Genomic DNA, 12801 nt, shown 5'->3' on the forward strand with positions numbered 1-12801 from the left:
GTGGCTGACAGCATCTACATCACCTCTGCCGAGGGAAACACCGGCAAATCCACCATCGCCCTGGGCGTGCTCGACACCCTGCTCCGTTCGGTGCAGCGCGTCGGCGTGTTCCGGCCCGTCGCCCGCTCGGCGCACCACCCCGACTACGTGCTCGAGCTGCTGCTCTCGCACCTGTCGAGCGCGTCCGCGCTGAGCACCCAGCCCCCGCTGAGCTATGACGAGTGCGTCGGCGTCACCTACGACGCGGTGCACCTCGACCCCGACGCGGCCCTCGGCCGCATCGTGCAGCGTTACAAGGCCATCGAGGCGCAGTGCGATGCCGTGGTCGTCATCGGCTCCGATTACACGGATGTCGGCAGTCCCACCGAGCTCGCCTTCAACCTGCGCATCGCCGCGAACCTGGGGGTGCCGGTGCTGCTGGTGCTCGGCGGGCGGGTTGGTCCCGGCCAGCGCGACGCGCTGACCCAGGGCGACCGCCAGCTCGGGCAGAGCGACCCGCGCACGCCGGAGGACATCCGTCAGCTCACCGACGTCACCCTGGCCGAGCTGCGCTACGAGCACGTCTCACTGCTCGGCGTGATCGTGAACCGGGCCGACCCGAGCCGTCTCGACGATCTCATCGGCGCCGTGCGCAGCGTCGTCGACGCCGACGTGAAGCCCGGCGACGGCCGCGGCGCGGTGCCGGTCTGGGCTCTGCCCGAAGACCCGTACCTGGTTGCTCCCAGCATGAAGAGCATCCTCAAGGCCACCAACGGCACCATGATCAAGGGTGACCAGGCGCTGCTCACCCGCGAGGCGCTCGGCGTGGTCGTCGCGGCCATGTCGATGGTGAACGTGCTTCCGCGGCTGTTCGACGGCGCCGTGGTCGTGGTTCCCAGCGACCGGCCCCAGGTGCTGCTGGCCGTGCTGATGGCGAATTCGTCCGCCACGTTCCCGTCGATCGCCGGCATCGTGCTGGTCGGCGGGTTCCCCCTGCCCGACGAGATCGAACGCCTCGTCGAGGGGCTCGACTCCTCGGTGCCGATCATCCGCACCGAGCTCAACTCCTACGACGCGGCGCTGCGCATCACGCACACGCCCGGGCGGATGGCCGCCGATTCCCAGCGCAAGCGGGACACGGCGCTGGCTCTCTTCGAAGGCCACGTGGAGGCATCCGTGCTGCTGGACCGGCTCCGCGTGAGCCGGGCCGACGTGGTCACCCCGTTGATGTTCGAGTACACGCTGCTCGAACGGGCGCGCACCAACCGCAAGCGCATCGTGCTGCCCGAGGGAGACGACGACCGCGTGCTGCGCGCCGCCGCCACCCTGCTGGCCCGCGACGTGGCCGACATCGTCATCCTCGGCGAGGAGTTCGAGGTGCGCTCGCGCGCCATCGGCCTCGGCCTCGACATCGCCAAGGCGCAGGTCGTGAGCCCCTTCGACGACGTGCTGCGCCACAAGTTCGCGGAGGCCTACTCCCTGCTGCGCGCCCACAAGGGCGTCACGGTCGAGCAGGCCATGGATGTCGTCACCGACGTCTCGTACTTCGGCACCATGATGGTGCAGCTCGGCCTCGCCGACGGCATGGTCTCCGGGGCAACCCACACGACCGCGCACACCATCCGGCCCAGCTTCGAGATCATCAAGACGCGTCCGGGAGTCTCGGTCGTGTCCAGCGTGTTCCTGATGGCGCTCGCCGACAAGGTTCTCGTCTACGGCGACTGCGCGGTCAACCCGGACCCCACCGCCGAGCAGCTCGCCGACATCGCCATCTCGGCGTCGGAGACGGCCGTCGAGTTCGGCATCGAGCCGCGCATCGCCATGCTCAGCTACTCGACCGGCGAGTCCGGTCAGGGTGCCGACGTGGACAAGGTGCGAGCCGCCACCGCCCTCGTGCGGGAGCGTCGCCCCGACCTTCTGATCGAAGGGCCGATCCAGTACGACGCGGCAGCGGATGCCGCCGTCGCCGCCACCAAGATGCCCGGTTCGGCTGTTGCCGGCCGCGCCACCGTTTTCATATTCCCCGACCTGAATACGGGTAACAACACGTATAAGGCCGTACAGCGCAGTGCCGGAGCCCTGGCCATCGGCCCCGTGCTCCAGGGGCTGCGCAAACCCATCAATGACCTTTCTCGAGGAGCACTAGTGCAAGACATCGTCAACACCGTCGCCATCACCGCGATCCAAGCCGCGACGCTGACCGCGTCCGCCGCGGGCGCGTCCGCTTCGGCCGCAGCGGCGGTGTCCGCATGACCGCCATCCTGGTCGTCAACTCCGGCTCGTCGTCGTTCAAGTACCAGCTGATCGACATGGACACCGAGACCGAACTCGCCAGCGGGCTCGTCGAGCGCATCGGTGAGCCGATCGGCCACTCGCGCCACAACGTGGGCACCGCGAAGGACGGCCGCACCGAGCGCGACCTGCCGATCGTGGACCACACCGCCGGCTTCGCCGTGATGATCGAGGCGTTCGCCGAGCACGGGCCGAAGCTGTCCGAGGCGAACCTGATCGCCGTCGGCCACCGCGTGGTGCAGGGCGGAAACCGCTTCTTCGAGCCGACCGAGGTCACCCACCTGGTGGAGCTGAACATCGAGGACCTGTCCGAGATCGCGCCGCTGCACAACCCGGGCGCCGTTCAGGGCATCCGTGCCGCCCGTGCGAGCTTCGCCAACGTGCCTCACGTCGCCGTCTTCGACACCGCGTTCCACCAGACGCTGCCGCCGGCCGCGTACACCTACGCCATCGACAAGGACCTGGCCACCCGCTACCGCGTACGCAAGTACGGTTTCCACGGCACCTCGCACAAGTTCGTGTCGGAAGCCGTGGCTTCCTTCCTCGACAAGCCGCTGGCCGAGCTCAAGACGATCGTGTTGCACCTGGGCAACGGCGCATCCGTGTGTGCCGTCGACGGCGGCGAATCGATCGACACCTCGATGGGCATGACCCCGCTGCAGGGCCTCGTCATGGGCACCCGCTCGGGCGACATCGACCCGGCCGTGATCTTCCACCTGCGCCGCCGCGCCGGCATGACCACCGCCGAGCTCGACGACCTGCTCAACCGCCGCGGCGGCATGCTGGCCCTGGCCGGCAACGGCGACATGCGCGACGTGGAGGACGCCGCAGTGGCCGGCGATCCGGTCGCCCAGGCCGCTCTCGACGTGTACTTCCACCGGATCAAGGGCTACGTCGGCAACTACTACGCGCAGCTCGGCAACGTGGACGTCATCGTCTTCACCGCGGGTGTCGGCGAGAACTCGCCGATCGTTCGCGCCGGCGCGCTGGCCGGGCTCGAGGGCATGGGCATCGAGATCGACCCCGTGCTCAACGAGGCGAAATCCCGCAAGCCGCGCGTTATCTCCACGGAGAACTCGCGCGTGACGGTGCTCGTCATCCCGACGAACGAGGAGTTGGAGATCGCCCGTCAGACGCTGGCGACGATCAGCCGCACGCATCCTTCTGCCCTGTAGCGGGGGTGTTCGTTCGTTAGTTCTTTAGTTCGTCGCGCTTCGCGCGTGCTGATCGGCCGTCTCCGGGTTCGGGGGCGGCCGATTGTCGTTGGTGGGGGGTGTTGGCGCGGTGGCCGGGGTGCGTGCGGGTCTCGGCTCTGGGGCTGCCCGCGGGGTGACGTAACTGCGGAGTTTTTGGCGACACGCGGCATCCGGTGGCGACGGATGCGGCGTGTCGCGAATATCTCCTCAGTTACGTTGGGAACGGTGTGGCCTGGTGCCCCCGGACGCGGTCCCGCGGCCGCCTCGGGTGCGGGCGGCGCGGTCTCGCAGTTGCGCCGGGTGCGGGCGGCGCGGTTCCGTGCGGGCGGCGCGAGTTGTGCGGGCGGTGCGGGCGGAGGGGTTCAGAGCGGGTCGCCGAGGCGGGTGAGGAGGCGGCCGAAGCGGCCGGACCGGGCGCGCTGGGCATCCTCGACAACGCGCGCGATGGCGGCGAGCGTCGTCTCCCACTCGTAGAGGATCTGATCGTGGGTGAGGCGAACCGCCCGGCGGCCGAGGGCCTCGGTCTTCAGATCGCGGGTGCGGTCGGCGTGGAAACGGTCGGGGCCGTGCCATTTCTCGCCGTCGGTTTCGAGGGCGACACAGTCCTCGACGACGAGGTCTTCGTCGCCGATGCCCGTCACGTGTTGCTGCGCCACGACCGAGTAGCCCGCGTGTCGCAGCCTGCGCCGAACGATCGTCTCCAGGCCCGAGCCCGAGGTGAATTCCAGCTCCTGGATTCCGCCCGCGAGCCGAGCCGGCGCCCGGCCGCACAGCTCGCGCACCTGGTCGACCGTGAGGAAGCCCTCGTGCACGGCCGACTCGAGGCAGGCGATCGCGTGCTCCTCGTCGAGGCAATGGATGGCCTGCCATACTGCCTCCATCGGAGAGACCAGCCAGGACCGCTCGGCCGAACCCGGGAACCGCGGGTGCGCCCAGTGGTACCGGATCGGGCTGCCGCCGTGGTCGCGCCCCGGCCGGCTGCCGCCGGCGTGGGCGGGCAGTTGCAGGTGCAACGACCGGTCGAGTCCGGCCCAGACCCTCGCCCGGCGGAGCGCGCTGAGGCAGCTGATCCGAGCGTGGGCAGCGGCGGCATCGCGCTGGTCGCGGTCGGCGTGGGCGCAGAGGTAGACGCCCCGCGCGGCGCGCACGATGGCCCCCCGTTGAATGGCCGTGCGCAGGTGCGCGGGCGAGGCGCCGTGCCTGAGCAGCTCGTCGGTGGTGGCGGCGTGGCCGAGGGTGCAGATGAGGGTCGCAGCTGAGCGCATCCGTTCAGGATGCCCGCGGGCCCGGCCCGCTCCCGCGGCAGCGCTGACCGGTGCAGAAGATCGCGGTCCGGCGACCTGTGGGGGAGCGCCGTGCGAGAGCGGGCTCGTGCGCGGGGGCGGGCTCGTGCGCGGCTGCATGCCTCGTTCGGGCCGCTTTCCGCCCTGGTCTGGGCCCCGGAGTCACGTTACTGAGGAGATTGTGGGGACACGCCGCATCCGGGGGCGCTGCACGCGGCGTGTTGCGAAAATCTCCGTGTTCAGAGTGACCCGCCCGGCGACGGATGCTGCCGCTCACCCCGGCCTCCGAACCACACCCGGCCGCCGCCGCACTCGCCCCTCCTCCCCATCCGCGCGGGTAGAATTCCGGCGTGCGCACACTCTTGAACGTGATCTGGTTCGTCCTGAGCGGATTCTGGCTTTTCCTGGGCTACGCGGCCGCGGGCATCCTGCTCTGCGTGCTGATCATCACCATCCCGTGGGGCATCGCGTCGTTCCGCATCGGCGCCTACGCGCTCTGGCCGTTCGGCCGCACCGTCGTGTCCAAGCCCACGAGCGGGGCGTTCTCGTTCATCGGCAACGTGATCTGGGTGATCCTCGCCGGGTGGTGGCTGGCCCTGGCGCACATCATCTCGGGGATCGCGCTCTGCGTGACCATCATCGGAATCCCGCTCGGCATCGCCGACTTCAAGATGGTGCCGGTCTCGCTCGCACCTCTCGGCAAGGTGATCGTGAGCAACCGCCCCGGCGAGTTCGACCAGGCCCTCGCCCACCGCTCCTAGGCAACGGATGCCGGCCCGCCCCTCCACAGGCCCGGCACCACCCGGCCCCGCCCCGCCACGGGCCCGGCACCGCACACCCCACACGCCACTGTCAGTGGCTCGGGCTACGATTGACCCCGTGGTTACCGCCCTGTATCGCCGCTACCGGCCCGAGACTTTTGCTGAGATGATCGGTCAGTCTCAGGTGACCGAACCCCTGATGACTGCGCTGCGCACGAACCGGGTGAATCACGCGTACCTGTTCAGCGGGCCGCGCGGCTGCGGCAAGACCACGTCCGCGCGCATTCTGGCGCGCTGCCTGAACTGTGCCGAGGGTCCCACCGACACGCCCTGCGGCGTCTGCCCGAGCTGCGTGGAACTCTCCCGCGACGGCGGCGGATCCCTCGACGTGGTCGAGATCGACGCGGCCAGCCACAACGGTGTCGACGACGCCCGGGACATCCGTGAGCGTGCGATTTTCGCGCCCGCCCGCGACCGCTACAAGATCTTCATCCTCGACGAGGCGCATATGGTCACGCCGCAGGGCTTCAACGCGCTGCTGAAGATCGTCGAAGAGCCGCCCGAGCACGTCAAGTTCATCTTCGCCACGACCGAACCGGAAAAGGTGATCGGCACCATCCGTTCGCGCACGCATCACTACCCGTTCCGGCTCGTGCCGCCCGGGCCGATGCTCGAATACGTGCAGCAGATGTGCGACACCGAGCAGATGACCGTCGCGCCCGGCGTGCTGCCGCTCGTGGTGCGCGCCGGCGGCGGGTCCCCGCGCGACACCCTGTCGCTGCTCGACCAGCTAATGGCCGGATCCGACGGACACTCCGTGGAATACGGTCGGGCCGTGGCCCTGCTCGGTTACACGAACGCGTCGCTGCTCGACGAATCCATCGACGCGATCGCCGACCGCGACCCGTCCGCCGCGTTCGACGCGGTCGACCGGGTCGTGCAGACCGGGCAAGACCCGCGCCGTTTCGTCGAGGACCTGCTCGAACGCCTGCGCGACCTCATCATCGTGGGCGCCACGAGCGCAGCCGGGGCCGCCGCCGTGCTGCGCGGCGTGCCGCAAGACGAGCTCGACCGCATGGCCGTGCAGGCCGCCAAGTTCGGCCCGGCCGAGCTGTCCCGCACCGCCGACGTGATCAACGCCGCCCTCACCGAGATGACCGGCGCCACCAGCCCCCGCCTGCACCTCGAACTCATGATCGCCCGCGTGCTCATCCCCGCGAGCGACGATTCCACCCGCGGCGCGCTCGCCCGCGTCGAACGCCTCGAGCGGCGCATCGGCGTCGGCACGGGCTCCGGTTCGGGTTCTGATTCCTCCGCCGGTTCTGGTGGCGGTGCCGGCTTCGGTGCCGGCGCTGGCGCTGGCTCTGGCTCTGTCTCTGGCGCCGGCGCCGGCTCTGGCAACATCCCGGCGACGGATGCCCCCGGCACCAGCCCGGCCGGCTCGCCCGCGCGCGCGGCTGCGGTCGCGGCGACGGAGGCCGTGCGTCCGCCCGCTGCCGCCGCTTCCTCGGCACCCGGGGCTCCACCCGCCGCCCCTGCTGCGCCCGCCACGGCGCCCCGCCCCATCGGCCCCGTCACTCTGCAGCAGGTGAAAGATGCCTGGCCGCAGGTTCTGGAGTCCGTGAAGGCCGCCAAGATCAGCGCCTGGCTCGTGCTCTACACCGCGCGCGCCATGGAACTGCGCGGCGGCGACCTGCTCGTGCTCTCGTTCCCGAGCCAGAACGACGTCGCCGGACTCAAGCAGTCCGCAGCCCCCGGGCAGGGCGTCGGCGACTACCTCAAGCGGGCCGTCAACGAGGTGCTCGGGTTCACCCCCAAGCTCACCGCGATCGTCGACTCGTCCCCGAGAACGGATGCCGCCGCCACCCCGAACTCACCGGCGTCCGCCCCGACATCGGGTTCCGGCCCGGCATACGGCCCGGCATCGGGTTCCGGTACGGCATCGGGTTCCGGCCCGGCATCGGGTTCCGGTGCGCCGGCATCCGCAGCGCCGACCTCGCCCGCACCGACCTCGCCCGCACCAACTTCGCCCGCACCAACCGCCGCCGTCAACAGCCCTGCCGCGACCGGCTCGGCGACCGGCTCGGCGACCGGCTCGGCGACCGGCTCGGCAACCGGCTCGGCAACCGGGACCGCCGGCACCAAGACGAAACCGAGGGCCGCTGCTGCCGCGACCGAGGAGGCGTCGGCTGCCGACGCCGACCCCGATCCGGCCGCTGCACCCGTCACCGGCTGGGCGACCGCTGCGATTCCGAGTTCCGCGGACGCCGGTACCGGCTGGGCCACGGTTGCCATCCCCGGGTCAGTCCCGGCCACCGGCACCGCGGCAGCCACCGGACCGGCAGCAGCACCCGCCGGACCCGGATCCGCCGATCGGGCCGCAGCCGCAACGGGATCCGCGGGAGCCGCGGGAGCCGGCGGCTCCGCCGCGACCGGTGCGCAGACGTTTGCGCAGCCGTCCGCGCAGCCGCCCGCGCAGACCGCCGCGCGGTCGACGCCGGCCGCACCGTCCCCGTCCTCCGCGGCCGCACCGGCTTCCGCCAGCGCGACGGCTCCCGCAGCCGCACCGGCCTCCGGCCGAGCTTCCGGCCGAGCCTCCGAACCGGAGCCGCCCTACGACGATGAGCCCCCGCCCTACGACGAGGAATTCCCGCCCGACCTGCACGCGAACAGCGGCCAGTCCGGGCGATTCCAACCGTCCCCGGCACGTGAGGCAGTGCCGGCCAGCTCGTCAAACCCCGGCACCGGCACGGTCGCCGGCACCGGAACCCAGGGCGCGGTGCACACCGGCACGGGCGCCCCGACCGCAACCCAGCCGCGCAACCAGGCGCAGAATCCGAACCCGGCGGGCGGCGCAGCATCCGTTGCCCGTCGCGGGCCGGCCTTTGCCGAGAAGCAGCGCTACGGCGAGTCGGTGGTGCGCGAGATTCTCGGCGCCACCTTCCTTGAAGAGCAGCCGCACGACCCGGCCCCCCGAACCAGAGGCGACTAACCCATGTACGAAGGCATCGTTCAGGAATTGATCGACGAGCTCGGCACGCTGCCCGGAATCGGACCCAAGTCCGCGCAGCGCATCGCGTTCCACATTCTGCAGACCGAGCAGTTCGACGTGACCCGGCTGGCGAACGTGCTGCTCGAGGTGCGCGACAAGGTGAAGTTCTGCGACATCTGCGGCAATGTGTCCGAGCAGAAGACGTGCATGATCTGCCGAGACCCGCGCCGCAATCCGGCGATGATCTGCGTGGTCGAAGAGGCCAAGGACGTCGTCGCAATTGAGCGCACCCGCGAGTTCCGCGGGCTGTATCACGTGCTCGGCGGTGCGATCAGCCCCATCGACGGCATCGGACCCGACGACCTGCGCATCCGCCAGCTGATGCAGCGCCTCGCCGACAACACGGTGCAGGAAGTCATCATCGCCACCGACCCGAACCTCGAGGGCGAGGCGACCGCGACCTACCTGTCGCGCCTGCTGACCACGCTCGAGATCAAGGTCACCCGGCTCGCGTCCGGTCTGCCGGTCGGCGGCGACCTGGAGTACGCCGACGAGGTCACCCTCGGCCGTGCCTTCGAGGGCCGCCGCACCGTCACGAACTAGGGCTTCTCGCCGCCTCGCCCGCGCGCCCGCGCCCGCCCGCGCGCCCCCGCGCCGCCGCGCCCGCGGCCGCAAGTGTTGCCGAAGCGGACATTTGTGCCCGGTGTGCGGGCAACAGTTGTCCGCTCGGGCAACAGTTGCGGCCAGGGACGGCCAGGGAGCGGCCGGGACGGGCCGGGAGAGACCCAACCCGCGGCATCCGTTGCCCCGCTGATGTGCGGGCAACGCCAACTGCGGAGAATTTCGAGACTCGCCGTGTGGCGGGGCGACGGATGCCGCGTGTCGCGAAATTCTCCGCAGTTACGGTGTTCTATTTCGCGCTGGCAGTCGGCCGCGGTTGCGCACCGGCACCCGCACCCGCCGCCACCGGCGCCAGCGGCTTGTTCGCGTCGAGCACCGCGTGGTAGGCGGGCAGGTGCGTGAACAGCTCGTCGGTGAGCGGGTTGCGGCGTCTCTTCACGATCGTGTAGATCTGGTAGATCACGACGGCGATGTTGGCCGCGAGGGCCACGGCGCTGACCCAGAACAGGGCGACCGGGTCGTGCGAGGACTTCACCGCGAACTGCGAGCTCGACACGAACGTCGGGAAGGCCATGGTGAACATCATCCAGAACGCCAGGGTCTGCGCCCGGTGCTGCAGCCAGGCGCCGCGCTTGATGAAGAAGGCGGGGATCGTGCACGACACGAGCAGGGCAGCGCCGGCGTAGAACGAGTGGTCGCCGACCGCGTTGTAAACGTAGGCGAAGTTCCAGAGGTCGTAGGCGATGATCCAGAACCAGAGCATGTCCGGCCAGATCATGTCCTTCTTGGGGCCGCGGCTGATGATGATCCCGGCCCAGCCGCAGATCGTGAGCAGGTTCAGCAGCCCGGCGATGCCGTTCATGATGTTCCACGGTCCGCCCACCATGAACACCCCGTCGACCATCCCGTTGAGCCCGTAGACCTGGAAGTCGCGAATCACGGCCTCGAAGATGTTCAGCGCCAGAATGAACGCGGGGAACATCAGCGCGTACCGGTTCTTGGCCAGACGCGGAATGAAACGGATGGCCATGAAGCCCAGACATCCGGCGAGTGCCGAGTAGACCTTTACCCAGTGGAACCAGGTGCCCGTGCTGGACCCGGCACCGGCGGTGGTGGGCCAGACGAAGATCGTCAGTGCCACCGGCAGTGCGATGAACAGCGCCAGCGACGCCCATTTGCTCGACCGTGCGACCTCGTTGGCGATCATCAGCCCCGCGACGACCGCGACCCACATCAGGGTCGACGACCAGGGGATCGTATCGAATAGGAACATATGCGGATACTCCTTTGTACTGGGTGAATAAGTTCGTACTGGGTGAAGAGGTGATGCTGAAGGAAAAGCCTTAGGCCGGCGCGTTGCGGTCGAGGTGGAGCGTCTGGCGCACAATCGCGACCAGCACGTCGTCCGAGACGGTGGGCGTGGAGCGTACGAGCCCGATCAGCCCGAACACCAGCACGTAGAACACCTCGGAGACGTTGTCGATCCGGATCTTGTGTCGCCGTGCGTACGCCTCGACGGTGGTGACCTGCAGCCGGTCGACGACGGCCTTGACGGCCCGGTCGACGAACTCGTTGTAGAGGCCCGCGTACTCGGTGCGGCCGAGTTCCTCGCGGAACAGGTCGGTGCGATGCAGGTGGTGACGGAACAATGCGACGCAGTCGACTAGTGCGCGGTCGATGTCGCCGGGGATGCGGGCGGCGTCCCAGAGGTTGAGGTCGGTCACGAACTCCGCGATGTGGTCCTCGCAGATGAGGTCGATGATCGCGTCTTTGTCCGGGAAGTAGTGGTAGATCAGGCCGCGGGTGACGCCGACCCGGGCGGCGATGTCGGTGATCTTCACCCGGGCCACGCCGCGCTCGGCGACCAGTTCCCGGGCGGCCCGCAGAATGTCGTCCCGGCGTTCGTCCGGCTGCTTGCTCTGGCGCACGGGCACGGGCACGGGCGAAGAACCGGGCACGGGCGAAGAAGCCGGCACGGTCGCTTTCGATGTGAACTCGTCGGGCATCGGAGCCTCCTCGGCAACTGGGTTGAAGCGTGTGGTGGGGCGGGATCCGCCCTCTGCCCCGATCCTAGGACCACGATTGACAATGTGTCAATGACACTGTGTCAACGGATGCCGTGCGGCGTCACATGGCCGCTGCCGAATACAACAGCATTTATGATGGGAGCTTGGCTGTGCCCGCGTACCCGAACCCCAGGAGTGCCACGTGAGCTTGATCGTGCAGAAGTTCGGCGGATCATCCGTTGCCGACGCTGAAAGCATTAAGCGTGTCGCGAAGCGCATCGTCGACACGCGCAAGGCGGGCAACGAGGTTGTCGTCGCCGTGTCCGCGATGGGTGACTCCACCGACGAGCTGCTCGACCTCGCGCACGAGGTCACCCCGATTCCGGCGCCGCGCGAGCTCGACATGCTGCTCACGGCCGGTGAACGCATCTCGATGGCGCTGCTCGCCATGGCGATCAAGAGCATGGGCTACGACGCCCGCTCCTTCACCGGCAGCCAGGCCGGCATGATCACGGATGCCCAGCACGGCGCCGCGCGCATCGTCGACGTGACTCCCGGGCGCATCCGTGACGCCCTCGACCAGGGTGCCGTCGCCATCGTCGCCGGCTTCCAGGGCTTCAACCGCGACACCAAGGACATCACCACCCTCGGCCGCGGCGGATCCGACACGACCGCCGTCGCACTCGCTGCCGCCCTGAATGCCGACATCTGCGAGATCTACACGGATGTCGACGGCGTCTTCACTGCCGACCCGCGCGTCGTTCCCCTCGCCCACAAGCTCGACCGCATCTCCAGCGAGGAGATGCTCGAGCTCGCCGCCGCGGGCGCGAAGGTGCTCTATATTCGGGCCGTGGAATATGCGCGGCGTCACGGTGTGACTCTGCATGTGCGGTCCTCGTTCAACAACAACGTCGGCACCATCGTCTACAACCCCGACACCACGAGCCCGCATGTCGCGATTCCGAACTCGTCGGCAGCAGAGCGCACGCATCCCAATAACGCACCCGCGAATGGAGAGACAGTGGAAGAGCCAATCATCGCCGGGGTCGCCGCCGACCTGAGTGAAGCCAAGGTCACGGTCGTCGGCGTTCCCGACATCCCGGGCAAGGCCGCGCAGATCTTCAAGATCGTCGCCAAGACCAACGCCAACGTGGACATGATCGTGCAGAACGTGTCGGCCGCGTCCACCGGCCTGACCGACATCTCCTTCACGCTGCCCAAGTCCGAGGGCCAGCAGGTGCTGACCGCGCTCACGAACGAGCAGGTCAACGTCGGTTTCGCGGGACTGCAGTACGACGACCAGATCGGCAAGCTCGCGCTCGTCGGCGCCGGCATGCGCACCAACACCGGTGTCTCGGCGAAGCTGTTCGAGGCCCTGTTCGAGGCCGGGATCAACATCGAGATGATCTCCACCAGCGAGATTCGCATCTCCGTGGTCACGCGGGCCGACACCATCAACGAGGCGCTGCGGGTTGTGCACACCGCTTTCGGCCTCGACGCCACCGACAACGCGATCGTGCACGGCGGAACCGGCCGCTAACCGGCAGCCGCAGCCCGGCGCGTTGCCCGGCCCGCAGCCCGGCGCATAGCCCGGCCGCGCTGCCCGGCCGCGTAGCCCCTCCGAGTAGCGCATCGTGCATAACTCCTGCAATTTGCTCGGAAACCCCCTGT

At 69.3% G+C, this 12801-nt stretch carries 9 protein-coding genes; 6 read left to right on the forward strand and 3 right to left on the reverse strand.

Annotated elements, in window-relative coordinates; genetic code table 11:
- Together pta and AC0J5J_RS12010 are read left to right on the forward strand one after the other, a co-directional pair.
- The gene (gene pta / locus AC0J5J_RS12005; RefSeq protein WP_134424779.1) at positions 1-2232 is read left to right on the forward strand and encodes a phosphate acetyltransferase; all 2232 of its coding nucleotides are present in this window, start codon (positions 1-3) and stop codon (positions 2230-2232) included.
- Positions 2229-3446 (forward strand): acetate/propionate family kinase, encoded by a 1218-nt coding sequence (locus AC0J5J_RS12010; RefSeq protein WP_134424780.1) that lies wholly within the window; start codon positions 2229-2231, stop codon positions 3444-3446. The genes pta and AC0J5J_RS12010 overlap by 4 nt, the downstream gene beginning before the upstream one ends.
- 383 nt (positions 3447-3829) lie before the next feature.
- On the opposite strand, the gene AC0J5J_RS12015 is transcribed toward AC0J5J_RS12010, so the two are convergent.
- Positions 3830-4732 carry a type IV toxin-antitoxin system AbiEi family antitoxin domain-containing protein gene (locus AC0J5J_RS12015; RefSeq protein WP_474898177.1) on the reverse strand — a complete coding sequence of 301 codons (903 nt, stop codon included), beginning with the start codon at positions 4730-4732 and terminating at the stop codon, positions 3830-3832.
- 368 nt (positions 4733-5100) lie between these two features.
- On the opposite strand from AC0J5J_RS12015, the gene AC0J5J_RS12020 reads away from it, so the two are divergent.
- From AC0J5J_RS12020 to recR, 3 genes are all read left to right on the forward strand, one after another.
- Positions 5101-5511: a YccF domain-containing protein gene (locus tag AC0J5J_RS12020; protein WP_474898179.1), complete on the forward strand. Its 411-nt coding sequence runs from the start codon at positions 5101-5103 to the stop codon at positions 5509-5511.
- A gap of 118 nt (positions 5512-5629) precedes the next feature.
- Positions 5630-8503, forward strand: coding sequence for a DNA polymerase III subunit gamma and tau (locus tag AC0J5J_RS12025; RefSeq protein WP_474898181.1), 2874 nt, complete (start codon positions 5630-5632; stop codon positions 8501-8503).
- Between the two features lie 3 nt (positions 8504-8506).
- Positions 8507-9106: a recombination mediator RecR gene (gene recR / locus AC0J5J_RS12030; protein ID WP_134425915.1), complete on the forward strand. Its 600-nt coding sequence runs from the start codon at positions 8507-8509 to the stop codon at positions 9104-9106.
- Positions 9107-9413: 307 nt separating this feature from the next.
- Here the strand turns inward: recR and AC0J5J_RS12035 are convergent, their stop codons facing one another.
- On the reverse strand, positions 9414-10397 hold the full coding sequence (locus AC0J5J_RS12035) for a DUF5692 family protein (protein ID WP_474898183.1): 984 nt from the start codon (positions 10395-10397) through the stop codon (positions 9414-9416).
- Positions 10398-10467: 70 nt separating this feature from the next.
- A complete protein-coding gene (locus AC0J5J_RS12040) occupies positions 10468-11130 on the reverse strand; it encodes a TetR/AcrR family transcriptional regulator (protein WP_134425231.1) in 663 nt (220 codons plus the stop codon).
- Positions 11131-11332: 202 nt separating this feature from the next.
- On the opposite strand from AC0J5J_RS12040, the gene AC0J5J_RS12045 reads away from it, so the two are divergent.
- A complete protein-coding gene (locus tag AC0J5J_RS12045; RefSeq protein ID WP_134425230.1) occupies positions 11333-12670 on the forward strand; it encodes an aspartate kinase in 1338 nt (445 codons plus the stop codon).
- Positions 12671-12801: the final 131 nt, after the last annotated feature.

The organism is Cryobacterium sp. TS_SC_7, from assembly GCF_056156285.1.